This is a genomic window from Cognatiyoonia sediminum (genome assembly GCF_900129845.1).
Taxonomy (GTDB): domain Bacteria; phylum Pseudomonadota; class Alphaproteobacteria; order Rhodobacterales; family Rhodobacteraceae; genus Cognatiyoonia; species Cognatiyoonia sediminum.
On the sequence record NZ_FQXB01000001.1, the window covers coordinates 1,494,416 to 1,521,065 of the forward strand.

23 protein-coding genes are annotated in these 26,650 nt (G+C 55.2%); 8 read left to right on the forward strand and 15 right to left on the reverse strand.

What is annotated here, in order from left to right; all coding sequences use genetic code 11:
• The first annotated feature begins 170 nt into the window (after positions 1 to 170).
• A complete protein-coding gene (locus tag BUA85_RS17020; protein ID WP_278246396.1) occupies positions 171 to 302 on the forward strand; it encodes a hypothetical protein in 132 nt (43 codons plus the stop codon).
• A gap of 98 nt (positions 303 to 400) precedes the next feature.
• Here BUA85_RS17020 and BUA85_RS07525 read toward each other — a convergent pair whose 3' ends face one another.
• From BUA85_RS07525 to BUA85_RS07570, 10 genes are all read right to left on the reverse strand, one after another.
• Entirely contained in the window at positions 401 to 646 is a 246-nt protein-coding gene (locus BUA85_RS07525) for a MoaD/ThiS family protein (RefSeq protein ID WP_072900201.1), read from the reverse strand.
• A complete protein-coding gene (locus tag BUA85_RS07530; RefSeq protein ID WP_072900202.1) occupies positions 646 to 2,907 on the reverse strand; it encodes a xanthine dehydrogenase family protein molybdopterin-binding subunit in 2,262 nt (753 codons plus the stop codon). The genes BUA85_RS07525 and BUA85_RS07530 overlap by 1 nt, the downstream gene beginning before the upstream one ends.
• Complete coding sequence (locus tag BUA85_RS07535) at positions 2,904 to 3,386, reverse strand: (2Fe-2S)-binding protein (RefSeq protein ID WP_072900203.1); 483 nt, start codon at positions 3,384 to 3,386, stop codon at positions 2,904 to 2,906. The genes BUA85_RS07530 and BUA85_RS07535 overlap by 4 nt, the downstream gene beginning before the upstream one ends.
• Entirely contained in the window at positions 3,386 to 4,246 is an 861-nt protein-coding gene (locus BUA85_RS07540) for an FAD binding domain-containing protein (protein ID WP_072900204.1), read from the reverse strand. Before BUA85_RS07540 ends, BUA85_RS07535 begins: the two co-directional genes overlap by 1 nt.
• A 91-nt stretch (positions 4,247 to 4,337) precedes the next feature.
• Entirely contained in the window at positions 4,338 to 5,117 is a 780-nt protein-coding gene (locus BUA85_RS07545) for a methyltransferase domain-containing protein (RefSeq protein WP_072900205.1), read from the reverse strand.
• A 3-nt stretch (positions 5,118 to 5,120) separates the two neighbouring features.
• Positions 5,121 to 5,756, reverse strand: coding sequence for a TetR family transcriptional regulator C-terminal domain-containing protein (locus BUA85_RS07550; RefSeq protein WP_072900206.1), 636 nt, complete (start codon positions 5,754 to 5,756; stop codon positions 5,121 to 5,123).
• Positions 5,756 to 6,598, reverse strand: coding sequence for an ABC transporter permease subunit (locus BUA85_RS07555; RefSeq protein WP_072900207.1), 843 nt, complete (start codon positions 6,596 to 6,598; stop codon positions 5,756 to 5,758). The genes BUA85_RS07550 and BUA85_RS07555 overlap by 1 nt, the downstream gene beginning before the upstream one ends.
• Before the next feature lie 3 nt (positions 6,599 to 6,601).
• On the reverse strand, positions 6,602 to 7,507 hold the full coding sequence (locus BUA85_RS07560; RefSeq protein ID WP_072900469.1) for an ABC transporter permease subunit: 906 nt from the start codon (positions 7,505 to 7,507) through the stop codon (positions 6,602 to 6,604).
• Positions 7,508 to 7,551: 44 nt separating this feature from the next.
• On the reverse strand, positions 7,552 to 8,694 hold the full coding sequence (locus tag BUA85_RS07565) for an ABC transporter ATP-binding protein (RefSeq protein ID WP_072900208.1): 1,143 nt from the start codon (positions 8,692 to 8,694) through the stop codon (positions 7,552 to 7,554).
• A gap of 75 nt (positions 8,695 to 8,769) precedes the next feature.
• Positions 8,770 to 9,882 carry an extracellular solute-binding protein gene (locus tag BUA85_RS07570; RefSeq protein WP_072900470.1) on the reverse strand — a complete coding sequence of 371 codons (1,113 nt, stop codon included), beginning with the start codon at positions 9,880 to 9,882 and terminating at the stop codon, positions 8,770 to 8,772.
• A gap of 530 nt (positions 9,883 to 10,412) precedes the next feature.
• On the opposite strand from BUA85_RS07570, the gene BUA85_RS07575 reads away from it, so the two are divergent.
• Genes BUA85_RS07575 through BUA85_RS07600 form a run of 6 tightly spaced genes read left to right on the forward strand, consistent with a single transcriptional unit; the run spans position 10,413 to position 19,337 of the window.
• The gene (locus BUA85_RS07575; RefSeq protein ID WP_242649005.1) at positions 10,413 to 11,687 is read left to right on the forward strand and encodes a flavin monoamine oxidase family protein; all 1,275 of its coding nucleotides are present in this window, start codon (positions 10,413 to 10,415) and stop codon (positions 11,685 to 11,687) included.
• A gap of 1 nt (position 11,688) precedes the next feature.
• A complete protein-coding gene (locus BUA85_RS07580) occupies positions 11,689 to 13,719 on the forward strand; it encodes an oxidoreductase (protein ID WP_072900209.1) in 2,031 nt (676 codons plus the stop codon).
• Between the two features lie 14 nt (positions 13,720 to 13,733).
• Positions 13,734 to 16,286, forward strand: coding sequence for an oxidoreductase (locus BUA85_RS07585; RefSeq protein WP_083526196.1), 2,553 nt, complete (start codon positions 13,734 to 13,736; stop codon positions 16,284 to 16,286).
• Between the two features lie 9 nt (positions 16,287 to 16,295).
• A complete protein-coding gene (locus tag BUA85_RS07590) occupies positions 16,296 to 18,278 on the forward strand; it encodes an oxidoreductase (RefSeq protein ID WP_242649026.1) in 1,983 nt (660 codons plus the stop codon).
• A gap of 7 nt (positions 18,279 to 18,285) precedes the next feature.
• Positions 18,286 to 18,636 (forward strand): DUF6614 family protein, encoded by a 351-nt coding sequence (locus BUA85_RS07595; protein WP_131802778.1) that lies wholly within the window; start codon positions 18,286 to 18,288, stop codon positions 18,634 to 18,636.
• Positions 18,633 to 19,337 (forward strand): cupin domain-containing protein, encoded by a 705-nt coding sequence (locus BUA85_RS07600; protein WP_072900211.1) that lies wholly within the window; start codon positions 18,633 to 18,635, stop codon positions 19,335 to 19,337. Before BUA85_RS07595 ends, BUA85_RS07600 begins: the two co-directional genes overlap by 4 nt.
• A gap of 7 nt (positions 19,338 to 19,344) precedes the next feature.
• On the opposite strand, the gene BUA85_RS07605 is transcribed toward BUA85_RS07600, so the two are convergent.
• On the reverse strand, positions 19,345 to 20,724 hold the full coding sequence (locus BUA85_RS07605) for an aminotransferase (protein WP_072900212.1): 1,380 nt from the start codon (positions 20,722 to 20,724) through the stop codon (positions 19,345 to 19,347).
• A 452-nt stretch (positions 20,725 to 21,176) separates the two neighbouring features.
• A complete protein-coding gene (locus BUA85_RS07610) occupies positions 21,177 to 22,874 on the reverse strand; it encodes a SulP family inorganic anion transporter (RefSeq protein ID WP_072900213.1) in 1,698 nt (565 codons plus the stop codon).
• A gap of 233 nt (positions 22,875 to 23,107) precedes the next feature.
• On the opposite strand from BUA85_RS07610, the gene BUA85_RS07615 reads away from it, so the two are divergent.
• Entirely contained in the window at positions 23,108 to 23,569 is a 462-nt protein-coding gene (locus tag BUA85_RS07615) for a YHS domain-containing (seleno)protein (protein WP_072900214.1), read from the forward strand.
• Between the two features lie 9 nt (positions 23,570 to 23,578).
• On the opposite strand, the gene BUA85_RS07620 is transcribed toward BUA85_RS07615, so the two are convergent.
• The 3 genes from BUA85_RS07620 to BUA85_RS07630 are packed head-to-tail and all read right to left on the reverse strand — an operon-like array spanning position 23,579 to position 26,581.
• Complete coding sequence (locus tag BUA85_RS07620; protein WP_072900215.1) at positions 23,579 to 24,577, reverse strand: ABC transporter substrate-binding protein; 999 nt, start codon at positions 24,575 to 24,577, stop codon at positions 23,579 to 23,581.
• Positions 24,556 to 25,923: a sensor histidine kinase gene (locus tag BUA85_RS07625; RefSeq protein ID WP_072900216.1), complete on the reverse strand. Its 1,368-nt coding sequence runs from the start codon at positions 25,921 to 25,923 to the stop codon at positions 24,556 to 24,558. The genes BUA85_RS07620 and BUA85_RS07625 overlap by 22 nt, the downstream gene beginning before the upstream one ends.
• Positions 25,913 to 26,581 (reverse strand): response regulator transcription factor, encoded by a 669-nt coding sequence (locus tag BUA85_RS07630; protein WP_072900217.1) that lies wholly within the window; start codon positions 26,579 to 26,581, stop codon positions 25,913 to 25,915. The genes BUA85_RS07625 and BUA85_RS07630 overlap by 11 nt, the downstream gene beginning before the upstream one ends.
• Positions 26,582 to 26,650: the final 69 nt, after the last annotated feature.

Below are 26,650 nucleotides of genomic sequence, written 5' to 3' on the forward strand. Positions count from 1 at the left end.
TCACTGAATTTAATAAACTAAAAATCGGAAGTGGAATTTCCCCTAGGCTCCACCAAAACCTTACAGATCAATAGGTTAGAAAAAAATACTGAGGTGTGAAACACGATCGAAACACAACGCCACAATATCATTTAATATCAATAACTTACTGATACATTGGAGCCTCCTCTATGCTCCACCAGAGCCATTTCGCGACTGCCATCGACGTCCCGTTCATGCAGGAGGTCTTTGACATTCTGATGCGAGAGCGGAAACCGGAAATACGGAAAGTCCGCAAAACCGTTGACCTTGGGACTGGCTGAGAAGCCCTTTTTAGAAGGCAGGTTTGGTCACTCCCAGACGCTACGAAACCACCCTGCCCCTCTCAACACAATTTAATCCGACAATGCTCCCCGTTTTCTTAGCCACCTGCGAGCCGCTTGATCAACATCACTTCGGCACCTTCAGGTAACTCCTTTGACCAATCGTCACGGTAAATTACGCCGTCTACGGCAACCGCAACCTGACCCCGGAACGGTGTTGCAAGTCCAGGATAACGTTCTTCGAGCTTTCGAAGCATTTCTCGTATATTACTGGCCTCAACAGTCGCGACGGACTGATTGTCGGCGAGCGGGCGCAAACCCGCCCACAATTTGACCTCAACCATCACGTCTTTGCAGCATTCAGCGCCGCAAGAATACGTGGTGGCGAAAGCGGTATATGGGACATGCGCAGGCCCACCGCGTTCGATACGGCGTTTGCGATGGCGGCCAGAGGTGGCACGATAGATGTCTCCCCGACACCGCGAACTCCATAAGGGTGGTTGGGGTTGGGGATTTCCAGAATTTGAGTGTCGATCATTGGTAGATCAGAACAAACGGGAATCCGGTAGTCGAGGAACCCGGGGTTCTGCAAACGACCGTCGTCGCCATAGATATATTCTTCGTTTAACGCCCAACCGATACCTTGTGCGGCGCCGCCCTGATACTGACCTTCCACATACGCAGGGTGCACAGCCTTGCCGGCGTCCTGAATGACAGTATAACGCACAACTCTGCTGGATCCGGTTTCGGAATCCACTTCAATGTCGCAGATATGCGTGGCAAACGACACGCCTGCACCATCAGCTACCAATTCGCTGTGCCCTGCAATGGGTCCGCCTGTGTTCCCAGCCTCGGCCGCGATATCCTTGACCGAAAGAGGGGCACGATTGCCGTGCTTACTGCCAGCGGCTTTGGCATGGCCATCCTCCCAATAGATATGCTCAAGCGGGATGTCCCACATTATGGCTGCGCGTTGGCGCATCACCTCAATCGCATTTCGTGCTGCCGAGATCGTTGCCATGGAGGTAGAAAACGTCCCTCGGCTGCCGTCGGTCATGTCGTTGTAGCCCAGTGTTGATGTGTCTGCGATCACCGCTTTGACGTCGCTGTATTCGATGCCCAATTCCTCAGCCACGATCAGTGACAGAGAAGCGCGCGAGCCGCCAACGTCAACTGTACCGACCGCAATGGTAACGGTACCGTCCGCGCTGATGTTTAAATCGGTGCAGGTCTGACCCCCAAAGTTGAACCAGAACCCACAAGCCATGCCTCGGCCTTGGTTCGGGCCAAGCGGGGCAGACATATGCGGATGCGCTTTCGCGGCATCGAGTGTCGGGCCGATTCCGATAGGACCGTAGACAGGGCCGTAAGACGATCGCGTGCCCTCTTTGGCCACATTCGCAATGCGGAAATCGACCGGATCCATGCCAATTTCTTTGGCCAACTCGTCTACAGCACTTTCTGCCGCGAAAGCCGCCATGGGCGCGGATGGGGCGCGATAAGCAGCCACCTTGGGTCGATTAACTACAACCTCAAAGCCAACGGTTTTTACATTTTCCAGATCATAGGGGGCAAAGGCTGTCATCGCACCCAGTTCAGCCCACATGTCGGGATATGGTCCGCTGGTGTAACGTAATGTGGCCTCCGCAGCGGTGATCTTTCCATCCTTTGTCGCTCCGATTTTGACATCGATCGACGTGGCGCTGGTGGGGCCAGAGGCGCGGAACACTTCTTCACGCGACATTATCAGCTTAACGGGCCGACCCGCCTTGCGCGACAGCGCGAGAGCTACCGGTTCGGCCCAAACGTGGGTTTTGCCGCCAAAACCGCCACCGATTTCGGAGGAAGTGACGCGTAGCTTAGAGGCCTCAAGCCCCAGAAGATCAGCACAGTTTTGCCGGTAAACGAAGTGCCCTTGGGTGCACACCCAAAGATCTGCCGTTCCATCGGCGTTGCAACTGGCCACGCACGCATGTGGTTCGATATAGCCCTGATGGGCTTGTTCAGTCTTGTAGCTGCGTTCGACGATGATGTCCGCTTTTGCAAAACCGGCGTCGACGTCGCCATGTCCGAATTCGGAACGATTGGCCACGTTCGACGGTTTAGACGGCGCTGGTTCAACACCTTGAGTGAAGATCGTGTCATTCAGCACAGGCGCATCCGCCATCATGGCTGCGTCTACGTCCACAACGTGCGGCAGAACCTCGTAGTCGACTTTAATCAATTTCAACGCGGCCTTTGCCGAACTTTCATCAATAGCGGCGACGGCAGCGACCGCATGGCCGTCATACATTGCCTTTTCGCGCGCCATGCAATTGTCGAGGATCGCAAAAAGGGCCTCGTCCCCATCGGTTAGATCTGGCATGTCGGCGGCGGTGACAATAGCTTTCACGCCTTTCACAGCTTCCGCCTTCGAGGTGTCTATCCCCTTAATCCGCGCATGGGCATGAGGGCTGCGCAAAACGCGGGCCACAAGCTGACCGGGCATGTTGAAATCCGCACCATAGCGCGCGCGGCCTGTCACCTTGTCGATGCCATCAGGGCGAAGAGGACGCGTGCCGACAGAGTTGAATCTCTTGTTTTGGAATGTCGCGTCGAAACTCATGCTGTCTCTCCCCTCATCTCGGCGGCGGCGTCCTGAACAGCGCGGACGATTTTGTCATAACCGGTGCAGCGGCAAAGGTTGCCAGCAAGCCAGAACCGGATTTCTGTTTCGGTTGGATCTGGATTGACCTCCAAAAGCGCCTTGGCCGCCATCAGAAAACCTGGCGTGCAAATGCCGCATTGGAGTGCGGCGTGTTCGATGAACTTCCGTTGCAGCGGATGCAGTTCGTTGCCATTGGCCATGCCTTCGATCGTCTCGATCGTGCGGCCTTCGGCTTCGGCGCCAAGCACTAGGCACGAACACACCACACGTCCGTCTACGATGGCGCTACAGGCACCACAATCTCCAGTGCCACAGCCTTCTTTCGCGCCCATAAGTCCCAAACGGTTGCGCAAGACATCGAGTAATGTCTCATCCGGCTGGCATAAAAATTCGACGGTATCGTCATTGATAGTGGTAGAGACAGCAATCGCGGGCATCAGTTCTCTCCTGCACGTGCATAGGCGGTTTGAGCGGCTCGGCGCGCCAAGACGCCGGCAACCTCTTTGCGGTACTCAACGGTCCCGCGCTTATCATCAATCGGATTACTGGCGTTCGAACAGGCAACGGCAAGCGCTTCTAACGCAGCTTCGTCTAGATTACTGCCAATTAAGGCTTCTGCAGCCTCTTCGACCAATAGAACTTTAGGCGCAACAGCTCCAAGCGCCACGCGGGCAGCGGAGATCGTACCATCGTCACCCAAAGACAAATTGACGGCGGCGCCGACAACAGCGATGTCCATTTCGGTTCTTGGAATAAAACGCAGGTAAGCATCGGCAGTGCGTGGTTCCGGCTTGGGCAATAGAACAGCTTCGATGATCTCGCCTTTTGAGAGGGATACCTTCCCCGGACCGGTCGGAACATCTGCAATCGCAACCTCTCGTGTTCCCGCAGGCCCGGCAATCTGCGCACGTGCATCGGCAGCCACCAAAGCAGGTACACTATCGGCCGCAGGTGAGGCGTTGCAAAGGTTGCCCACGATTGTGCAGCGCCCTTGGATCTGAGTAGACCCAATGAGGTTCGCAGCTTCAACCACGCCCGGCCACGCCGCCACAAGCGCTGCATCTTCAGACAACGCCGCAGACGGTACTGCCGCACCAATCACAAATCCGTCTTCGGTCTGGGTGATCGCGTCGAAACCGGAAATCGCTTTAATATCGACAATCAGATCCGCTTCGAAGGCGTCGCTTTGCATCCGCACCAAAAGGTCTGTGCCTCCGGCCAGAACAAAGGCGTTCGCCTCGGCCCCTGCCATTAGGGCCGTGGCGTCTTCGATCGTTTGAGGTCTTTCGTATCTCATTTGTTTACTCCGTCGGAATTGCGTCGGACCGAGAACAGATCACAACATTTTTCGTCAAATCCATTTGCACCACGCGAGAAACCTGTCCGTATCATGCGGGTTTGCGCCCCCGAATGTGATGGGGGCAGTGCTCGCCGCTTTCCAGCACCCCAACAAGTTTGGTCCAAATGGCCACTTGATGATCTATAAAGTCAGTTCCATAGCGATCAGACAACTCGGACCGTTTTGGCCCTGTCAGCCATGCCAACTCTTGCGCGGCCACTTTTGCGTACCAAGGGTTGCGATTGACGAGCTCAACGTCAACAAAGCCTGCATCTTCCATAGCTTTGCGATAAGTGCTCGGCGAAGCCATGGCGAAATCGAGACCTTCTTCCTGAATGTAGTCGGCCATTTGCGCTGAGGGCGCTTCATCGTGACTGATCAACCAATCTGAGGCAGCAAATTGTCCGCCCGCTTTGAGAACGCGAAAAGCCTCGCGTGCCATGCTTGCCTTGTCTGGGATGTGGATGATCGAGTCTTTCGAAAATACTGCATCGAAGGTCGACGCATCAAATGGAAATGGTCCGGGAGTTACTTTAAGAATTCGGAATCGGTCACCCAGACCAGCGGCTTGTGCTCGTCGGTTGGCGGCCTCACACACCGGATCCTCTACATCGATACCAGTCACCTGTGCGGCCTTGTGTTGTTGAACCAACAAAACCCCGCAGGCACCTGAGCCAGAGCCGATGTCGAGGACATGGCCGCCTGCAAGATCGACACCAGTTAGAACCCGCGCCACCTCATCGGGGCCACCTGGTGACAAGAAGCCATCTCCCCAAATCTCTTCAAGGAACCCAATAACCTGCACGTCGTAAAGAACCTCATCCTGCATGGCTTATGGCTCCAACGGGAAATGTTTTGGAAAGTACTTAGCCAAGGTCAAAAGGTTGTCGCTGTGATATTCTTCAGCAGTCGTGCCTTTGGGGTAGAGCATGAGACAAAGCCAAGCACCATCCGACAGCGCCACAATGGAACGAGCAACTTGGGAGGCATTCAGATCATACTCGCCGTATTCGATCAGTTCGGCACAAAGCCGTTCGATCAACTCGTGTCTCTCATCGTCGTATTGGTTGTGAATTTTTTGATAGTTGGGGCGATACTTGACCTGTCCCCAAAAGGCGAACCAAACCGCAAGGCGTTTGCTGGTGCAGATATCTTTGTCAAAATCGGCGGCAATGATAGCGGCAAGACGATGCGCTGGCGTCGGCTTGGCTTGCTCGTAATACCGTGTCCACGTTTCATAGTGTTCGCGCGCCAGATAACCGAGGGTGGCGTCATAAAGCGCCTCCTTGCTTTCAAAGTGGTAATTCGCAACGCCCTGCGAAAGCGACGCGCCTTCTGTCACATGTTTGAGCGTGGTGTCAGAAAAGCCGCGTTTGGCGATAGAGTCGAGGGCCGCCATGATCAACTGTAGCCGACGGATTTCACGCGGCTCGCTCCGGCGTTTGCGTGAGGGGGTTTCGACGTTCATTACCCCTCCTCCTTAAATGCCATCTGCTGATCCCGAAGTTCGGCCTGTTGTTGGCGGAAGATTAGGATCGCAGCGATGGCCACGCAGATGGAGATCGCGATGATCATTATGGTCGCCATCGCATTAATATCCGGGCGAAGGCCCAACCGGATGCGCGAGAAGATCAGGATTGGCAGCGTCGTTGAACCCGGTCCCGTGACAAAACTCGCGATGACAAGATCATCAAGTGACAGTGTAAAGGCCAGAAGCCAGCCTGAAATCAGTGCGGGCGTCAGCCGTGGGATCGTAATGGCCGTGAGCACTTTGAATGGCTTTGCGCCGAGGTCTGCCGCTGCCTCTTCCAGCGTCTGGCCCATGCCTGTCAGACGCGCCTGCACAGTCACAGCAACAAATGCCATCGAGAAGGTGATGTGGGCGATGGTGATTGTCGTGAAACCGCGCTGCGAGGGCCAGCCGATCAACTCGCTCAATGAGATAAAGAACACTAGAAGTGATAGGCCAGTGATAACTTCTGGCATGACAAGAGGTGCCACCAACATCCCACCGAAAAGCGTTCGCCCGCGGAATCCCCCAAAACGTACCATGGCTAGACCTGCCAGCGTGCCTAAGAGCGTTGCAAAAGTGGCGTTGACAACAGCGATCTGCAGCGACAGCAAAACCGCCTCCCAAACTTCCTCTGACTGAAAGAGCTCCTGATACCAACGCGTGGACCAGCCGCCCCAGACAGGCACCAGTTTCGAGTTGTTGAACGAATAGATCACCAAGAGCAGGATCGGGATGTAAAAGAACGCCAACCCTAAAGTCAGCATCACGGTCAAAAAGCGAGATCGGGTCTGCGTCATGGGTCAGCGCACCTCGCTCGATTTGCCTTGGAAGTATTGGAATATCATCATCGGTACGACCAAGAAAAAAAGCAGCATGATCGCCACTGCTGAGGCCACGGGCCAGTCGCTGTTGCGCGAAAACTCATTGAAAAGGACACGGCCAATCATCTGCACGTTGCCGCCACCTAGAAGGTCCGGCACGACGTATTCTCCCGTCGCAGGGATAAAGACCAACAGGGAGCCAGCGATGATACCCGGCTTGGTCAAAGGCAGCGTGATGCGGAAAAACGTGGTGGTTTGACGGGCGCCAAGGTCTGCTGCGGCTTCGTTCAAGCTACCGTCCAAACGCTCCATATTCGCATAGAGCGGCAGGATCATGAACGGCATATAGGTGTAGACGATACCCACATAGACCGCGAACTCAGTGTAAAGCATACGGATTGGCTCATCGATTAGCCCAAGGCCAATCAGGAGGTTATTGATCGTGCCTTGATCCGCGAGCAGGCCCATCCAAGCGTAGACCCTCAGAAGGAATGAAGTCCAAAATGGCAGGATGATCAGAAAGAGGAAGATCGGTTTGGCCACGGGGCCAGACCGCACGATGGCATAGGCGATGGGGTAGCCGAGCAGCAAGCAAAGGAGCGTCGCTGAAGCTGAGATCTTTATCGAATTTAAGTACGTATCGAAATAGAGTGGGTCGTCAATGATATAAGCAAAATTGTCAAAGACGATACGGATCGTCACGATCCCGTTGTTTGACCATTCCATCATTCGCGTGAAGGGCGGGCTCGCGATAGCGAGTTCTGCAAGCGAGATCTTTGCGACGATAAAGAAAGGCGCCAAGAAGAAAAATAGGAGCCAGACGAAAGGGATCGCGATGACGATGAGCCGCCAGTTCTCTTGTGCCCGACGCGCGAGATCCCGCATCCAGGATGATGCAGGCAATTTCTCAGATGGTTGCGTTGCGTCGGTCATGAGCTGAGCAACATTGCGTTTGATGGCTCCCAGCTCAACAAGACTTTGTCGTCCCAGGTGATCCGATCACTATTGCTGGATGGCCGCATTTGGTTTGGCGCTGCGACGTCCACGATCTGACCGCTCTCGAGCTTCACTTTGTAGATCGAGGTTTCTCCCAGATATCCAACGTCATCCACAATGCCGCTTATCTGGTTAGGGCCTGAAGCGGCAGCCTCGGATTTCTCGATACGGATCTTTTCAGGCCGCAAGCCAACCCAGATCCGGCTGTCGATCTTCACCGATTGGCCGTGATCTATGAACACGTCGCAGGCCTCGGTCGTCACAAGGATATGATCCGCACTGTCCTCGACCACTCTGCCTTCAAAGATGTTTGCTGAACCAATGAAGTCAGCCACGAAACGCGAGTCAGGAAATTCATATATCTCGGTTGGTGTGCCGATCTGCTTGAAGCGACCGGCATCCATCACAGCCATGCGGGTGGAAAGAGTCATCGCCTCTTCTTGGTCGTGTGTCACCACGATGAAGGTCACGCCCACTTGTTCTTGTATGTTGGCAAGTTCGAACTGGGTTTGCTTGCGCAGTTTTTTGTCGAGGGCTGCAAGCGGTTCGTCCAAAAGGAGCAGCTTCGGCTGCTTCACCAAGGCGCGTGCTAAGGCGACCCGCTGCCTTTGCCCACCGGAAAGTTGTTGCGGTTTGCGTTTTTTGTAATCCTGAAGCTCTACAAGCGTTAGGATGTCATGCACGCGGTCTTTGATTTCTGATTTTCCAACGCCGTCTTGTTGCAGCCCAAACGCGATATTCTTTTCGACCGTCATGTGCGGGAAGAGCGCGTAACTTTGGAACATCATATTGGTCGGGCGTTCATACGCCGGCACATGGGCCATATCCACGCCGTCAATAAGAATCTCACCGCCGTTAGGCGTCTCGAACCCGGCAAGCATCCTTAGCAGCGTTGATTTTCCGCACCCAGATCCACCAAGCAAACAAAAGAGTTCGCCCTGATAGATATCGAGATCAATATTGTCGATGGCGGTAAACGCCCCGAAGGATTTAGTCAGACCCTTGATCTGCACCAATGGCTTCTGACCCGCAGGATCAAGCCAAGGCGTATCGCTGAACGCATCAATTGCAGCCATTCTTATTCCATACCCACTTGGCAAAGTGAGGTTGCGGCGCACCGAAGATGCGCCGCAACCTATGGTTTGTTGGGACTAGTTGCCCGCCTTGAAGTTTGTCCATGTCCGGGTTTGCAGACGCTCAACTCGCGGAGGCAGGACTACAGTCGTGTACATAAGCTCAACCTGATCCGAAGTCGGGAACGCCGCTGGGCTTGAGATAACTTCCTCATCAATCAAAGGCTTGGCATCGATGTTCGCAGTCGCATACCAGACGAAGTTTGTATCGCCAGCAGCAACTTCTGGGCGCATCATATAGTTCAGGAATAGATGCGCATCCTCAACGTTTTCTGCATCAGCGGGGATCATCCAACTGTCGACCCAGAGCTGCGCTGCGCTTTCACCAGGTGGCAGGAAGAAATCCAAGACAACGCCAGTGTTCGCCTCTGCCGCACCTGACATAGCCAAGAGACCGTCCGGCCCCCAAGTTGTCGCCACGCAGAATTCGCGCTGAGGCATACGTTGGTAGGCATAGTTATCAAAGGTCTTCACGTAAGGGCGAATCTCAGCCAGCATTGCGCCGACTTTTTCGTAGTCCTCAGGATTTGTCGAGTTTGGATCAAAGCCCAGGTATGACAGTGCCATAGGAATGATATCACCAGGCGAATCTAGGAACGACACGCCGCATTTCGACAGTTCAGCCATGTGCACAGGGTCAAAAATCAAATCGAGTGAGCCAACCGGCGCATCTGGATAAGTCTCCAGCACCAGCTCATTGTTATAGGTCACGCCATGGCTGCCCCACATGTAGGGTAACATGTGAACATTGCCTGGGTCCCATTCCGCAGCGAGCTGTTCCATGATCGCCGGGTCAATATGTCTAAGGTTGTCGAGCTTTGAGAAGTCCAGTGGTGCCAGAATGTTTCCTGCTTTGATTAGGCGCGCAGCGTCACCGCTGGCATGGACCACCACATCGTATCCGCTGTTGCCCGCAAGTAGCTTGGCATCAATAGATTCAGCAGAGTCATATACGTCGTAGATCACTTCGATCCCGTATTCCGCCTCGAAGTTGGCGATCGTGTCCTCGCCAATATACTCGCCCCAATTGGTCACTTTAAGCACCCGGTCTTGGGCGGTGGCAGATTGTGCTGACGCGATGCTTAGAATTGCTGCAAGCAACGCGCTCGATGATGTTTTGAGTGTCTTCATGATGTGACTTTTACTCCCGTAGCGCTTGGATTGACTCAAGCGCATTCTAGTTGTTCAGTTTGTTGTGGTGTGAGTGGGCGCCCCTGCGCGCGCCCCGTTATGGTCGCTCCCGTTTCTAGGGCTTCGCGAATGACATGCCCGATAATCCGACGTCCCATCTGAACGTTCATTCAAAATGCTAGGATTGGATTTGAAAGTCTGTCAAGCGTTTCTTGTCAGATTCGTCTCCCGAAGCGTCAAAAACTCAGAGAACAAGAGAAAATCAAGGAATAGATTAATTTTTTAGCATAGCCGCCATTCGGGCTCTCATTGTTTGCGTTCTGAATGGTCATTCAGAAGAATCTATTGACGTATCGTCGCTTTTGAACGGATAGTCGCGTGAATTGGAACGTCGTATCTACAAATGTTTGCGGCGAGATCGCAGGACACTAAAGGGCATCTGGGCGAGATATGATCATGCGAGCAAGAAGACGCGCGACCACTCGCAGTGCGTTTCAAAGCAAAATCAAAATAGGCTCGACGTTGCCTGAATGGTCGGGCGCGTAATGGAGAGTTTGTCGCAAGACCCGGATGTGATCGTCATCGGCGCGGGCGCCGCGGGCCTATCAGCTGCCAAGGCTCTACGTGCAGCTGGGCTTGTGACGAACGTGCTAGAAGCCGCAAACCATGTAGGTGGCCGCTGCGTGACAGACACGACCACGTTTTCGACCCCATTCGACCGTGGTGGATCTTGGATGCACTCAGCCAATATCAACCCGCTTGCGCGGCAGGCAGAAGCGGTGGATGCAAGACTCCACAAGACGGAATGGAGCTTGACCGCTGCGCATTGCTTCGACCGCACCCTAGAGGGAGAAGATTTTGCCGACTATTCCGCCTACGAAGACGTTATTTGGAACGTCGCCAGCGGTGTCAAAGAAGGTACGGTCGATACTACCGTCGACGCCGCGCTGCCCTTTTCACCTTGGAAAGCGCCTGCAAAGCATCTCATCTCGACCATGGATGGCGCCGACGCCGACATGATCTCACTCCACGATACAGCGGCTTATGATTGGGGCGATGATAGCGATTGGTTGGTCGAAGGGGGCTACGGCGCCTTCGTTGCCCGAATGCACGCAGATGTGCCGGTCAAATGCGGCTGCCCTGTCACAGAAATTCGGCATGGAGGGGCCACGCCTGAGGTTGTCACACCTGAGGGTACGCTCAGCGCCGAGCAGGTGGTCGTAACAGTATCTACCGGTGTCTTAGGTGCAGAGCGCATTCGCTTCGAGCCCTCGTTGCCCGTCGATACACTTAGAGCGATCGACCAACTGCCGAATGGCTTGCTGAATAAAGTTGGAATAGAGTTCGATCCTGTGTGGCAAGAGGCGGTCTTAGGCGATCGTTTCGATTTCCACGCGAATTCGGATCAATTCGTCACCCTTTTCTTTGGCTTTTATGGAACCGGCCTCGCCACGGGATTTATCGGGGGACGATGCGCCGATCAGCTCGAACAGGATGGACCGGGCGCAGCGACTGCACTTTGTCGCGATTCGCTGCGGAGCTTTTTCGGAAGCGACATTGAAAAAATGATCCTTAAAACGACCGAGACCGCCTGGCGCAGCGATCCACTGACATTGGGATCTTACAGCTATGCAAAACCAGGCGGTGCCGGAGCGCGTCAGATGCTGGCCACGCCTGTGAATGACCGGCTCTTTTTTGCGGGTGAGGCGACGATGCCTCACAGCTATTCAACCGTTCATGGCGCTTGGCTCAGCGGGCAGCGCGTTGCTCAAGAAATCTTAGCAGTCCGGTCAAAAGGAAACTGATATGACCAGAGATCCACGTTTCGACGTCCTTTTTGAACCGGTCAAAATCGGACCGGTAACGGCGAAGAACCGATTTTATCAAGTCCCCCACTGTAATGGCATGGGCCGCGCGTTCCCGTCTTCTATGACCGAGATGCGGCGCACCAAGGCCGAGGGCGGCTGGGCTGTGATCTGCACAGAAGAAATGGAAATCCACCATACTGCCGACCACACACCGTGGGCAGGTGCGCGGCTTTGGGATGATCGCGACATACCAGTCTGGGCCAAAATGTGCGATGGCATCCATGAATTCGGCTCACTCGCCGGTGCTGAGCTGAACCACGCAGGCGCGACAACAGCGAACCGCTGGAGCCGTGAAGTGCCGCTCGGCCCCTCACATTTTCCAGTTGAAATGTATGACCCTGTGCAGGTCCGCGCTATGGATCGCGAAGACATCCGTGCCCTGCGACGCTGGCACCGTGACGCCGCGCTTCGGGCCAAAAAAGCAGGCTTTGATCTGGTGTACGTCTACCTTGGGCACCAGCTTTCGACGATGTCGCATTTTTTGTCGCCCTACCGGAACCGCCGCTCTGATGAATATGGTGGCTCTTTGGAAAACCGCGCACGTCTGGCGCGCGAGATCCTGGAAGAAACCAAAGACGCTGTCGGCGACACCTGCGCCGTGGCGATACGCTTTTCGGTCGATGAGTTGATGGGCGACGCGGGTATCACCAGTGAGGGCGAGGGTCGCGAACTTATTGAGATGTTTGCCGAACTGCCGGACCTTTGGGATGTGAACATCAGCGGTTGGGAACATGATAGCGCAACCTCGCGTTTCAAAGGTTCGGGCTTTCAAGATGACTACGTCGCCTTCGTGAAACAGGTCACGACCAAGCCAGTGGTGGGCGTCGGCCGCTACACCTCGCCAGATGCGATGGTGTCGCTGGTTAAGTCCGGCAAACTCGACATGATCGGGGCCGCTCGGCCATCCATTGCGGACCCATTCCTTCCAAAGAAGATTGAAGAAGGACGCATCGAAGACATCCGAGAGTGTATAGGCTGCAACATCTGTGTTTCAGGCGATCACCACTCTGCGCCGATCCGCTGCACTCAAAACCCGACAATGGGGGAGGAGTGGCGCAAGGGATGGCATCCCGAAAGGATCGCCCCCAAAGACTCCGACGCATCCGTCTTGATCGTAGGTGCAGGCCCTGCGGGATTAGAGGCCGCGCGAGCGCTGGGCCAACGCGGCTACACTGTGACATTGGCCGACAAAGCTGCCGAGGCGGGGGGGCGCGTGGCGCGGGAAAGGCGCCTACCGGGGTTGTCGGAATGGGGCCGCGTCGTGGACTACCGGCTTTACCAAATCAGCCAGATGCCAAACGTATCGCTCTATCTGGAAAGCGAGATGACACCTGACACGCTCGATGAATTTGGCGCGGATCATGTGGCGCTGGCAACGGGTGCGCGCTGGAACGCCGATGGCATCGGACGGCAAAACCCGCGCGGGATATCTATTGCGGACGGCGCAAAAATAATGACGCCTGATGATGTGATGGCAGGCGTTGTACCGGATGGGCCGGTGGTTGTGTTTGATGACGACCATTTCTACATGGGCGGCGCGGTTGCAGAGATGCTATTGCGTGCAGGTGCCGATGTTACTTTTGTGACCCCTGCCCCTGAAGTCTCTAGCTGGACTCATCACACACTTGAACAACACGCGATTCAAAAGCGTTTGCTTGATTTGGGTGCCAAGATTCACTGCGGACAGAACGTCGCTTCCATCGACAAAGATACAGTCACACTTGAGAACGTTTACAATGACGCACTGCAGGTGTTGGCCGCGAGCGCGGTGATTCTGGTTTCAATGCGCACGCCCGTGGACGACCTTTGGCTAGCACGGCCTGAAGTGACCCGCATCGGTGACGCTTACGGCCCGTCCACAATTGCCGCGTCTGTCTACAGCGGCCATCGATACGCTCGTGAGCTTGACGCCGCCCCCCATGACGGCGTTCCGTTCCTGCGCGAGCTCGTCGAACTCTCCCCCAACTAAGTCGAGGCCAAGTTATGACCCGCGATCCCCGCTATGACATTCTGTTCGAGCCCATGAAAATCGGTCCTGTCACCGCGAAGAACCGGTTTTACCAAGTGCCACATTGCACAGGAATGGGATACCTACGCCCGCGCATGCTGGCCGATATGCGTGCGACTAAAGCAGAGGGTGGCTGGGGTGTGATCTGCACCGAATACAACTCGATCCATCCCACGTCCGACGACCTCAAGCACGTGTCGGCTTCCCTTTGGGACGACAGCGACATTCGTGCGCATAAGCTTATGACCGACAAGGTTCACGAACACGGTGCACTTGCTGGTGCAGAGCTCTGGTATGGTGGCGGGCGGTCTGGAAACATGATGACGCGGGAGGTGGCGCTGGAGCTTGACAGCGTACCAAATGCAGTTGGCCATCCGTTTCAGACCCGTGCAATGGACAAAGAAGATATTCGCAACCTGCGCCGCTGGCACCGAAAAGCTGCTCTGCGTGCACGCGACGCGGGGTTTGACGTTGTATATGTTTACGCCACGCACACCTATCTTCTGGCGAATTTCCTGAGCCCGACAGCCAATACACGAATCGATGAATATGGCGGTAGCTTGACCAACCGGGTACGCCTCGTCCGCGAGTTGATCGAAGAAACAAAGGATGCGGTGGGCGATCGCTGCGGTGTTGCAGTGCGCTTTGCTGCCGATGAAGAGATTGGCGAAGACGGCGTGCCTATTCATGGCGAACGGCGTGATATGTTTGCGATGTTGGCGGATTTACCGGACCTTTGGGACATCAATATTGCCAACTACACGGTCGAGATGGGGGTTTCGCGCTTTACCAAAGAGGCTGCGCTGGAACCTTACATGGATTTCGTGAAATCCCAGACTGACAAGCCAGTAGTTACTGTTGGGCGTTTCACTTCGCCTGACACGATGGTCAGTCAGATCCGCAGGGGGATCACCGATTTCATAGGTGCGGCGCGGCCCTCAATCGCTGACCCGTTTCTGCCTAGGAAGGTCGAGGAAGGCCAGTTCGAAGATATCCGCGAATGTATCGGTTGTAATATCTGCTATGCTGGCGACAGCATCGGTGTTCCAATCCGCTGCACCCAAAATCCGACCATGGGTGAAGAATGGCGCAAAGGCTGGCATCCCGAACGGTTTTCGCCGACGCAAATGCCCTCCAAAGTGCTTATCGTCGGTGCAGGGCCAGCTGGGCTCGAAGCCGCACATGTATTGGGCAAACGCGGCTATCAAGTGACTTTGGCCGATGCTCGCCGCGAGCTGGGCGGGCGCCTACCGCGCGAAGCTGCTCTACCCGGGATGAGCGAATACATCCGTGTACGCGACTACCGAGCGCAACAGTTCCACAAACTGCCCAACGTTGAGGTGTTCCTTGAAAGCCCACTGACGGCCAACGACGTGTTTGAGTTTGAGGCAGATCACGTTGTCATCGCGACAGGCGCGTCTTGGAGGAAAGATAGGTTCGACGGCGACCGATACATCCCGATCGCCGTACCCGATGGCATCAATCTTCTAACCGCCGATGACATCATGGAGGGTAATCTGCCCGATGGTCCGACTTTGGTTTATGATGAGGACGGCTATTATCTGGGCGGCGTGATTGCGGAACGGCTCAAGGCTGCCGGTCAGGACGTGACATTGGCCACACCATCTGAAGTCGTCTCAGAGTGGGCGAGCAATACGTCAGAGCGATGGAAGGTTCGTACACATCTGATGAAGCTTGGTGTTGGGATTGAGCTTTCGCAAACCTTAACCGCATTTGATGGAGAGACCGCAACATTCGAATGCACGTTTACGGGCGAAAAGAAGAGTTTGAAGGTGGCCAACGTAGTTATGGTTACGCAACGCGCGCCTAACGATCGGCTTTATCACGACGTACTGGCAAAGGAGGGCGGCGATGCCAAGGCATTGCCGTTTACGTTGGCAAAAATCGGTGACTGTGACGCACCTGCCATCGTGGCTGGGGCGACTTATGCGGGGCATCGCTACGGGCAGGAGCTAGATCGACCTGTCGATATCGACGTGCCTTTGAAGCACGATCGCATTGATGTCGGCGATATCCACACTTCGGACCCTAAGGAGAAGCTAGTCGAAGGTTATCTCGATACGGTGCTGCACTATTATGAAGAGGAAATTGAGGGCGAGACTTTCTTTGCCGCACTTGCTGATCACCTGACCGCGCCAGAGCATAAGGCGAAAATGGCGATGCTGGCGGAGATCGAAGGCTATACCGCGAAGGCTATGCAGCCTTTGCTCGAGAAGTACGCGCTTAAGCCCCGCGCGACCGACATGCTACATGCCAATGGGCGTAGACAGGCTGAAGATCTGCCACGGGACTGGCCGGGTCTCATCAACCATATGCGAGAGATTTTTCCCGCTTACATCACCGCTTTCGAAAGGCTTGAGGCCATGGCCCCACCTGAGGATTTACCCGCGCTGCGCATCGCTACGGCGCATGAGATCGCGGCGGTCTCGTTTCTGGAACGAGAGGCCGAAGGAGATCCTGACAGTACCGCTCCCCTTCGCGAATTCCTAATGACGGGAACTGCGTAGTTGACGCTAGTGGGCGCAACATCCGCCAAAGCCCACCATGGGTTTGACCGGTTGTTTTCGCCGCTGCGCGTTGGGCCCTGCACGCTCAAAAACCGAATTTTTTCCACAGGCCATATGGCGGTTATGTTAGATGGCCACAAGCCTAGTGCCGCCATGGTTGCTTACCACAGGGCCAAGGCCAAAGGTGGCGCAGCGCTAACGATCATAGAGGCCGCGCGCGTGCATCCTTCCGGCAATTCGGGCAGGCCTGCGATACGCGCTTATGATCCAAGCTGCATCGACGGCTATGCCGCGCTGGCAAAGGCCTGTCAGCCATACGGTTGTCGGGTCTTTGCGCAACTGAGCCATCCAGGCCGAGAGATGACCATGGCCGCCGATGGCACCCATGCAGTGGCCTACGCACCCTCAGCTGTGCCCAACGAACGTTTCCACGTGATGCCCCGCGCGCTGACGCCCGATTTGATCGAGGAGATTATCGCGGGATTTGAAACCTCGGCTGCACATATGGCGGCGGCGGGTCTTGATGGTGTCGAACTCGTAGCGTCACATGGTTATCTTTTGGGGCAATTTCTTAATCCCCGTGTCAATCTACGCGATGATGAATACGGCGGGTCTTTCGAGAACCGTTTGCGTTTTGTGCGTGAAGCTATTGCAGCCGCACGGCGCGGCGCGGGAGACGACTTAGCTGTGGGCATTCGCCTTTCGGGCGATGAGAAGGACCACGACGGGATTGACGCGTCCGATATGCTAGACATTTCGCGCGCTTTAGGCGCGGACCCCACGCTGGATTATCTAAATGTGACCGCGGGCACCTCTGCTGGCCTCGCAGGTTCCACTCATATCGTACCGTCGATGCGCGCAGAGGTAGGCTATACCGCCCCGCTTGCTGCTGCGATCAAAGAAGTTGCCAGTAAGCCAATTTTTGTCGCCGGGCGGATCAACCAACCGCAGACCGCAGAACAGGTACTGCGTGATGGGGCTGCGGACATGTGCGGCATGACGCGGGCATTGATCGCTGATCCCTTAATGCCCCAAAAAGCTGTCGCAGGTCAGGTCGACGATATCCGCGCCTGTGTGGCCTGCAATCAGGCCTGCATTGGGCATATGCTCAATGCGCAACCAATCTCGTGCATCCAGCATCCCGAAACCGGACGCGAATTGGCTTTTGGGACTCTGTCGCCCGCAACAAAGCAGCGCAATGTTTTGGTGGTGGGCGGTGGACCGGCAGGGCTGAAGGCAGCGTCCGTCGCGGCACAGCGCGGGCATCACGTGACGCTCTATGAAGCAAAAGCTACGCTTGGTGGTCAGGTCAATCTTGCGCAAAACCTACCTGGTCGAGCTGAGTTCGGCGGGGTTACGACAAATCTCGCTCGCGAGGCTGAGAGCGCCGGAGTGGAAATTCAGCTAAACACAAAAATAACAGCAGACCACATCCAATGCGATGCGCCGGATGTTCTGATAGTAGCGACGGGAGGCACAGCCTACATGCCGCCGATCGAAGGCGCGGGAGACGGCCACGTTGTCACTGCTCAGCAGGTGCTTGAAGGTCGGGCCAATGTCGGTGCCCGTGCGGTCATTGCCGACTGGCGCTGCGATTGGGTGGGTCTTGGTATGGCCGAACGCCTGGCCCGCGACGGCTGCCATGTGCGTTTGGCCGTGAACGGGATGGTCGCAGGTCAAACCATCCCACAATATGCGCGAGACGCTTGGCTCGGCGATTTGCATCGGCTTGGAGTGGTGATCCTGCCGCACATGCGCTTGCATGGGCTTGATGCCGAAGACGCCTATTTCCAACACACATTGAGCGGCGAGGCCGTAATCTTGGAAGACGTGGACACGCTTGTTACCGCCCTTGGCACGCGGTCTGACACGGCGCTGGAAGAGGCGCTACGCGATTGGTCTGGCGAGATGCATGTCATCGGTGACGCACTTTGCCCAAGGACCGTTGAAGAAGCGGTGTTCGAAGGTCTCAAGACGGCGGCAACTCTATAGGTGATACATGATACACATGCTCTCCAGCTTTGATTTGAAACCGGCACAAGATCCCGACGTGTTTCAGGCCGACTATGCGGAATTCGTCGAAGACCTAATCACAGCGGGTATGATTGTGAGCGCAGGTCCGTTGGGCAAAAGGGTTGCCGACACACCTATGGACACTGACGACGACCGTGATCACAGCTGGTTCTCAACGATGAGTTTCCGCGATCGAGCTCAGCTAGACGCGGCATACGCATATATCGAGGCTCGCCAGAACCCGAGCACGAAAAGCCATATCCGCATGTACCGCCGCATCACCAACTCGATCTTCCTGTGTTGGGAGGACCAGCCGCCAGAAAAGGATACGCCATGACAAAAACCGCGAACATCATCCGCTTTGATCCAAACGGCCCGGATGGCCTCGAAGTTTGGGAACAGATGGACTACGCCTCCTTGGTATCGGGCGAACCGGTCCAGCGCGGCCACCTTTATCATGAAATAGAGGGTGAGGGATACATGGCTGGCGTCTGGGACTGCACGGCCTTTGTCGATCAGATGATGCCCTATCCGGTGGACGAATACATGCTGTTGCTCAAGGGGTCGGTGATCATGGTGCTACCTGACGGAACGGAGATCGAGGTTAAGGCAGGCGATGCGTTTGTGATCCCCAAGGGCTTTATGTGCCAATGGAAACAGCCCGAACTAGTGCTCAAGTACTTCATGATCCTCGACGGCCCCACGCCAACGGCGGAAAATGCGTCGTTGCAGCGGATCGCGGTGCCCGACCTCACGGGACCATCCGCCGATGTCGCCGACCGACGAACAGATTTTCTAAACGCAGCGGGAACTATGAGTGTCGATCTGGTGACATATGGCGCAGTTCAGATGCCAGCTGCCCCAGCCTCCAAGCACCAACTCATAAGCGTGTTGGACGGCGCGTTGGCCTTACACGACGGCGAAGAGGCTCACAGTTTTGCTGCGGGCGAGACAGCTTATTTGCATCAGGGCGACAGCGCCGGATGGACCACATCTGAAGGCACCCGTCTGTTGATAGCCAGCTACACCTCGCCATGAACGATGTCTAAGCGAAATCGGGCTCAACCTCAGTTAACGCGTCTTCGATGATGTCGAACATCGCATCGATTTCATCGGGCGAAATGGTCAACGGTGGCGAGAAGACGCACATGTTGATCAAGGGGCGCACAATAAGCCCGCGCGCTTCACAGGCAGCATCAAGCCGTGCCCCAAGCGTGCGCTGCACCTCTAGCGGAGTGTCTCTGCCCGCGTCGAGCAAGCCTTCTAGGCAGCCCAAGAGGCCCATACCACGCGCGTCACCAATCACAGGCGACGCCTCAAGCGCTTTCAATCGCGCCTGGAAATGGGGGGCCACGGTCTGCACATGCCCAAGCAAGCCTTCGCGTTCGATGATCTCGATGTTCTTCAGCGCCGCAGCACAGCAGACTGGATGGGCCGAATAGGTGTAGCCATTGGGAAAGAGAACGTCGTGATCCGCGCCGGTCATCCGGTCCATCACCCGGTCAGAGATTATACAGGCCCCCAGAGGCAGATAGCCCGACGTGATGCCCTTAGCGCAGGTGATTATGTCGGGTTCGATCCCAAAGACCTCCTGTGACGCAAACCAATGTCCCAAGCGACCAAAGCCAGTGACAACTTCATCGGATATGTAAAGGATGTCATGGGCGCGGCAGACCTCTAGCGTGCGTTGGTGATACCCCTTAGGCGGGATGATCACACCGCCAGAACACAATATCGGCTCTGCAATAAAGGCTCCAATACGGTCCGGACCGATCTCAGCGATCATGTTCTCAAGATCTGCAACTTTGGCATCGCACCACTCCGCCTCAGTCATGACGTCGGGCCGAATGTAAGGATTGATGTCGGGTAAGAAACGCACCAAACGATCTTCGAAATCAAAACAGCTCTTGTCGCGTTCTTTGCCGGTGACGCTGGCCGCGAGATACGTCGATCCGTGATAGCCCTTTTCCCGCGCAATGATGATCTTTTTCCCGGGCCGACCGAGGCGATTGTTCAGGAATTGCATGGTACGCAACGCCGTATCGACAGCCGTAGACCCTCCTGTGGTGAACATCACCGTGTTAAGGTCGCCTGGCGCGAGCTCCGCTATTCGTTCGGATAGCTGTGCCGCGGGAGCTGTCGTCGAAGTCCACGGCGAAGCATATGGCAACTCCATCACCTGCGAAGCAATCGCATCCGCCATTTCGCGTCGCCCGTACCCGATCTGCACTGCCCACATGCCAGCCGGTCCGTCGATAAGTTTCTGACCGTCCTGATCATAGACATAGATGCCCTCGCCACTGGTGAAGCAATGCGGATCGGCTTCGCGCCAAGCCGAAAGATCATGCCAGGGATGGAGATGATGCGTCCGGTCTGCCGTCAAAACGTCCGACAAATCCTGGTTGTGTGTTCTGTGTGGCTTCATTCTTATGTCCTAGACTTCAGCTGACAGAGTCGACCTTAGCCCTTCATACTAAGCAAACAAGGATCAATCCAAGTCTTTGGCGAGCTGACTGTTTCGTTCTGGGTAAATTGTGAATGAAACCAACTAGGCTCAACTAGAGTTCTGTAAGATGACTTAGTACCAGTCGCAGCTTTCTGCAGGATGCGCGAACTGTTGCGGAACAAAGATGAGTCCAATCGGAAACGGCTTAGTTTTTTCTTATGATGGACATCGCAACCTTAGACAACTTGCGAACGGCAATACGTGATAATGAAGTGTGACACGCAACCGAAATCCGACACCTAAATATCTTTTAATGTCAATAACTTGCAGATCTGTTGGGTTCTCCCCTAGGCTCCACAAAAATCGCGCTAAAATCATAGACCTACGCATGAGTAACTTGCGTCAATTGGCTACATGGCTACGCGCACAACCTAGCCGACACTCTGGCCCTTTCCCTCAATCCACGCGTTCGCCTGCTCGATCGCCTCGTTCAACGCGGCCCCAATTTTATCCTGCTCGGCGAATACATTGTCTGCCGAAAGTTGCTCCAACAACCCCGTCCGACCGAGTTGGCGCATCAGTTGGTCATTGACGCCGGCGAGCATCAACGCACTCTGAGTTTGCTCCAACTCTTGCGCATATCTCTGCAGAAGCCGGATGACTGTGCTGCCGAGGTCGTCAACATCTCTCAAGATAAGGATCACCACTGATCTGTCACCAGTCGACGCGTCCGGAAGTTGTGCCTCGAGCGCTTTGGCGGAGGCAAAGAACAATGCGCCTCTGACCCGCAGGATGCTGACGCGGTCCGCGACCAAGTGATAGGGGCGCGGCTTGTCGATTGGAAATCCATTTGCGACCAGTTCTAACTCACGTACCTCAACACGGTTCGACGCTTGCATGACTTGCAACACAAACGACAGCGCGATGCCGAGCAGGATCGCGTATTGTAGAGGGACCATCAGCGTCGCGAGAAACGTCACACTCATGGCGATGCGAGGAAGTGTTCCCGTATTCCAAATGATAAGAATGTTCTTTGGGGAGACGTTCTGAATCCCAACCACAACCAAAAGACCGCCCAATGCCGCCATAGGAACAAGTTCGACCAATCCAACGAAGAAAAACACAATCGCAATGACGATGAGACCTGCGAAGATATTTGCCCAGCGCGACTTTGCGCCCGCTTGAACGTTGACCGCAGTACCCGACATCGACCCGCCCGATGGGATCGCTCCAAAGAAACCAGCGGCCGTGTTCGCGACACCCTGGCCAACGAAATCTTGGGAGGCATCAGGAAACCGGCCATCGGGGTTGGGATAACTCTGCCCTACTCCAGCCCCTTGGACCAATCCAATCACAGCAATTGCGATGGCGGGAAGGGTCAACGACGGTAGGTAACCCAAATCTGGCAAGACAAAGTCAGGAAGGCTGCGCGGAATGGCTGCTACGTCTTTCACAAGCTCGGTGTCACCAATCGACAGGACAGCCATGCTTAGTTGAACCATCGCCGTAACCGCCACTAAGGCCACGATCAAAGCGAACTTAGCAACACGTGTGGTTTGAGCATAGAAAATGATGGCTATTGTCGCGATCCCAAACACAACTGCGGCGTAGTCGAGCGATCGCCAATTCAGGATCGTATCCGCAATTCTCAACAGATGGTTTGGCAGTGGGCTTTCGTACCCAGTGATATCCGGAATGGCGCCCAAGATGATCAATGCCGCGATGCCCGTTATGAACCCCGTCATTACGGAATTAGAGATATACCGCACCAAGCTGCCGAGTTTCAGAACCCCCATGGCGAGCTGAGCGAGGCCGATCAAAACAACAAGCGTCACAAGAGCAGAAATTTTGCTCTGGTCTGGAACATCACTCAGCGCTTCACCCGCCGCGACCGACAGTGCGCCGGTGGTGGAGACATTCATGTAAACCGAACTGGTATACATGGCCCCAATGGGCATCGCGATCATGAGCGCGTAGAGACCCGCGACAGGATTAACCGACGCCAGAACTGCATTGGCCATACCTTGCGGCACGTTCACCACAGCAAATGTTGCCCCTGCGACAAGGTCGGGAACAATATTCGTGCGATTGAGTTTCAAACCGCCTGGGAGCGTCAGCAGTTGCTTCATTCAAAGACCCTGTCGCCAAAAATCGAACTGATGCGGAAGGGCGCACCAAAGTGAATTAATGCAAGTGTTAGTTGAACTGGTCCCGTCGGTCTACAGCTTGTCAGGGCGTTGGACCTCGTGCCGGTCTAGACCTGCAAATGTGTCAAACCATAAATAAACGGTGAGAGGGGTCGTTTTGAGCGAAGCCATTTCGCATATAGGATGCACGAAACCGCAACGCATAGGACCTCCCAATGACCCTAAACCGCCGCGTAGTCTTAACCTCCCTCGCCGCCATTCCCGTGGCCGGCTTCACCGCCTACTGCGTACAAGCCCAAACGACGCCGCCGGTCTACACAGAAGGTGGCATCGCCATAGATGGAACCGATCCCGTCGGCTATTTCAAAGAAGGCAAACCTGTCGCCGGAGACGCCAGCATTACGCATGATTGGAATGGCGCGACTTGGCGTTTTTCAAGCGTCGAAAACCGCGATGCTTTTGCTTCTGATCCTGAAACCTATGCTCCACAGTACGGTGGCTACTGCGCTTACGCGGTAAGTGAAGGCTACACCGCCTCGACTGTTCCAGAAGCATGGAAAATTGTGGATGGAAAGCTCTACCTCAACTTCTCACGTGGTATTCAGAACCGCTGGGAACGCGACATTCCGGGCCGGATCGCGGCGGGTAATGCAAACTGGCCGAGCGTATTGCAGTAAGCGCTAACCCTAATTCTGGATCAGAGCATCCTCCCACTCTTCCAGAAACTTTTTGCGCTTAAGGCTATCAAGAAAGGTCATTGTAGCCGGATCAAGTGGGATCGCCCCCCGATCCCCGTCCTGCGCCAATGTCGGCAGTGGAGACGCATTTGACGCGTCATCTGATTGGTACGCGATAACGGCTCTTAAGAATGATGCCGCCTCTGCCACTTGCGTGGTTTCTTTAGACACCAGAGCGGTTCGCATCATCGTCGTTTCAAAATCGGACAGGTCCAGGATTTTGAAACGCTCCCCACTTTCGACTCGCGCTTCCGCGTAGCTTCCCAAAACGTTATAGGCGACGGCGATAGTCCCGTCGGTGAGGTCGTCGATCATGTCGCCAGAACAGCAATAGAGCCGGACATCAAGCCCACCCATCACTTCCATCAAACGCCAGTAGGTTTCTGAGGCGCGAGAATCCTGAGTGGCGAACAAATACCCCAACCCGGACCGCCTGATGTCGTAAGTGCCCACGCGCCCGGCAAAAAGGTCCGGGCGGTCTCTCAACAACCCGATCAAGTCTTGCCTTGAGCTGGGAACAGGCAAGCCTTCAAAGGCTGCGGTGTTGATAACAATCGCCGCCGGCTCGGTTGTGAAGGCAAATAAGCTGTTGCGCCATTCGGCCCATTCGGGATGCGCGACATCATCCAAAGCCAAAGCGAAACCATCATTCGCAAGCTTAAGCTGAAGGTCCATTGCACTGGAAATGACAACATCAAAACGCTCGGGCGCTTCACGGAAGAGGCCATCAATATCAGCAGTCCCAGTCACCAAATATTCCACCGCCGTATCTGGGTTCTCCGCCACATAAGCCTCAATCAAAGGCGCGAAGAGATTGGTATCCGTGCTCGACAAGACGCGAAGGGCATCGCCACCAGCGCCGTCATTGAACAGGCGCTGATCCTCCCACTCTTGCGCAAAGCTGGTGGACGCAAGAAACCCAAGGATCAGAGCGATAAGATAACGCATGCTCCACCCTCCTCTCTGTTGCGCAGGGTGATCTCTCCGCCATGCGCGGTCGCTACGTCTTGCGCGATGGTGAGGCCTAGGCCAGACCCAATCGTGTTGTCGGCATTGCGCCCACGTGTAAATCGCGCCGTCAGCGTTTCTATTTCATCCAGCGGAAACCCCGGCCCCTGATCTGAAACCGTGACGGCAACTACAGGTTCAGAGCGCACACTAATCTCAATTGCACCATCGGCAGGGCTGTATTTCATAGCGTTGTCAATCATATTGCGCAGTGCGTTTTGCAACAAGATCGGATCCCCCGCATAAGTCACGGTATCTTCGCCCCGCAAATCCAAGGTCAAATCCTTCATATCCGCCACTGGGGTCAGACGAAGGATCAGATCGCGCACTAGGTCGACCAAATCGAGTTCTTCACGCTCAAGATGGTCCGCACGAAAGGTGATCATCGCATGATCCAAAAGCTGCCCAGCTGCACGAGAGCTTTCATCGATGGCTTTCACCATGGACCGCATTGCTTCGCGATTTTCTTCCTTGTTGACCCGCAAAAGCGTCGCCTCAGCGTAAGACCTCACAGTAGCCAAAGGTGTCCTAACCCGGTGGGCGGCTTCCGCTATGAAATCCTCAGACTGGCTCAAAGACTGGTCCAGCCGACCCATCAAAGAATTCAGAGACGTAACCAACGGTGCCATCTCCTGCGGAACTGGTTTTGTGAACGGACTGAGATCTTGTGGACCTCTGCGGGTCACGGAATTAGTCAAGCGACTGAGCGGGCTGATAGTCGCCTGCGTCGCCCATATCGATAGCGCGACCGCGAGCGCAAAGAACCCCAAACCCAAAAGAGCCGCATTGCGGGAAATCTGATCAAGCGTATCGGCCAACGCATCTTGCGTCTGAGCCAATGCAATCTGGATTTCCGTCCGCTGATCCGCGCCGATTAGCGTTCGACTCGCTGTCACCTCTCGCACAGACGTATCTCTATAATCCCGCGTCTGAAAGGATGGCTGCCCACCCTGATTTTCTCCGAGAAGGCCCAGATCGTTATACCCCGACAAGAACGTATCATCCTGATAAATGGCATAAAATACCCTGTCGTCAGCCGGTGTGTTCAGCATCGAAAACGCAGCGTAAGGGATGTCAACCTCAGCAACACCATCACGGAACGCTGCTGCATCTAGCATCGACGTCACCGATGCCAAAAGGATATTGTCTTGCCCCCGCTGCGCGACTTGCACCGCATAGCTGCGAACCGCAAAGAACAAAAAGATCGCAAGAACCGCGGCGCCGCCAATCAGGATCAAAACCAACCGATTCCGAAGCGATCCTGACACAACAGCATCAGTCTGCATGGTCAAGCCTGTAGCCTAAACCCCGCAAGGTCGTGATGCCCAAGTCAGATTTCTCTAAGTGTTTGCGCAAGCGTCCGACATAAACCTCAATCGCATTCTCTGAGACATCATCGTCATAAGAAAACAGTCGATCCGCCAGCTTCTGCTTGGAAAACACCTGCCCAGGTGCGTTCAAAAACAACTCTAGCAATCGCAATTCCCTGTTCCGCAAATTGATCGGCTCGCCCGCAACCTTCAAACTGCCAGCAACAGAGTCAAACACCACCCCACCCGTTTCAATCGTGACCCTTGCGTTGCCAGATTTCCTCCGCAAAACCGCGCGGCACCGGGCTTCTAACTCCGCGTGGTCAAATGGCTTTGTCAGGTAGTCATCCGCGCCGAGGTCAAGCGATCCGATTCTATCTGAAACTTGGCTGCGCGCCGTCAGCACAATGACAGGCGTATCCAAATCGCTGGCCCGATGCTCTTTCAAAAACGTGCGGCCGTCTCCATCGGGCAGCATGATATCGAGCAGGATCATGTCATATTCGCCGGTGGAGACAAAGGCCTTGGCGTCCTCCAAAGTTTCAGCATTATCAACAACATGGCCATCGAGACGCAGTCGAGACGCAATCGCCCCTGCCAAATCACTATTGTCCTCGACCAAGAGGAATTTCATGCGATGCCCTTCGATTTTTTCCGATGACAGGTCGGTGTCAGGTTTAGGTGATTAGCTTTCGAATAATTG

Coding starts and splice junctions, on each gene's coding strand:
- BUA85_RS17020 (WP_278246396.1), top strand. CDS start 171: ATGCTCCACCAGAGCCATTTCGCGACTGCCATCGACGTCCCGTTCATG.
- BUA85_RS07525 (WP_072900201.1), bottom strand. CDS start 646: ATGGTTGAGGTCAAATTGTGGGCGGGTTTGCGCCCGCTCGCCGACAAT.
- BUA85_RS07530 (WP_072900202.1), bottom strand. CDS start 2,907: ATGAGTTTCGACGCGACATTCCAAAACAAGAGATTCAACTCTGTCGGC.
- BUA85_RS07535 (WP_072900203.1), bottom strand. CDS start 3,386: ATGCCCGCGATTGCTGTCTCTACCACTATCAATGACGATACCGTCGAA.
- BUA85_RS07540 (WP_072900204.1), bottom strand. CDS start 4,246: ATGAGATACGAAAGACCTCAAACGATCGAAGACGCCACGGCCCTAATG.
- BUA85_RS07545 (WP_072900205.1), bottom strand. CDS start 5,117: ATGCAGGATGAGGTTCTTTACGACGTGCAGGTTATTGGGTTCCTTGAA.
- BUA85_RS07550 (WP_072900206.1), bottom strand. CDS start 5,756: ATGAACGTCGAAACCCCCTCACGCAAACGCCGGAGCGAGCCGCGTGAA.
- BUA85_RS07555 (WP_072900207.1), bottom strand. CDS start 6,598: ATGACGCAGACCCGATCTCGCTTTTTGACCGTGATGCTGACTTTAGGG.
- BUA85_RS07560 (WP_072900469.1), bottom strand. CDS start 7,507: ATGCGGGATCTCGCGCGTCGGGCACAAGAGAACTGGCGGCTCATCGTC.
- BUA85_RS07565 (WP_072900208.1), bottom strand. CDS start 8,694: ATGGCTGCAATTGATGCGTTCAGCGATACGCCTTGGCTTGATCCTGCG.
- BUA85_RS07570 (WP_072900470.1), bottom strand. CDS start 9,882: ATGAAGACACTCAAAACATCATCGAGCGCGTTGCTTGCAGCAATTCTA.
- BUA85_RS07575 (WP_242649005.1), top strand. CDS start 10,413: ATGGTCGGGCGCGTAATGGAGAGTTTGTCGCAAGACCCGGATGTGATC.
- BUA85_RS07580 (WP_072900209.1), top strand. CDS start 11,689: ATGACCAGAGATCCACGTTTCGACGTCCTTTTTGAACCGGTCAAAATC.
- BUA85_RS07585 (WP_083526196.1), top strand. CDS start 13,734: ATGACCCGCGATCCCCGCTATGACATTCTGTTCGAGCCCATGAAAATC.
- BUA85_RS07595 (WP_131802778.1), top strand. CDS start 18,286: ATGATACACATGCTCTCCAGCTTTGATTTGAAACCGGCACAAGATCCC.
- BUA85_RS07600 (WP_072900211.1), top strand. CDS start 18,633: ATGACAAAAACCGCGAACATCATCCGCTTTGATCCAAACGGCCCGGAT.
- BUA85_RS07605 (WP_072900212.1), bottom strand. CDS start 20,724: ATGAAGCCACACAGAACACACAACCAGGATTTGTCGGACGTTTTGACG.
- BUA85_RS07610 (WP_072900213.1), bottom strand. CDS start 22,874: ATGAAGCAACTGCTGACGCTCCCAGGCGGTTTGAAACTCAATCGCACG.
- BUA85_RS07615 (WP_072900214.1), top strand. CDS start 23,108: ATGACCCTAAACCGCCGCGTAGTCTTAACCTCCCTCGCCGCCATTCCC.
- BUA85_RS07620 (WP_072900215.1), bottom strand. CDS start 24,577: ATGCGTTATCTTATCGCTCTGATCCTTGGGTTTCTTGCGTCCACCAGC.
- BUA85_RS07625 (WP_072900216.1), bottom strand. CDS start 25,923: ATGCAGACTGATGCTGTTGTGTCAGGATCGCTTCGGAATCGGTTGGTT.
- BUA85_RS07630 (WP_072900217.1), bottom strand. CDS start 26,581: ATGAAATTCCTCTTGGTCGAGGACAATAGTGATTTGGCAGGGGCGATT.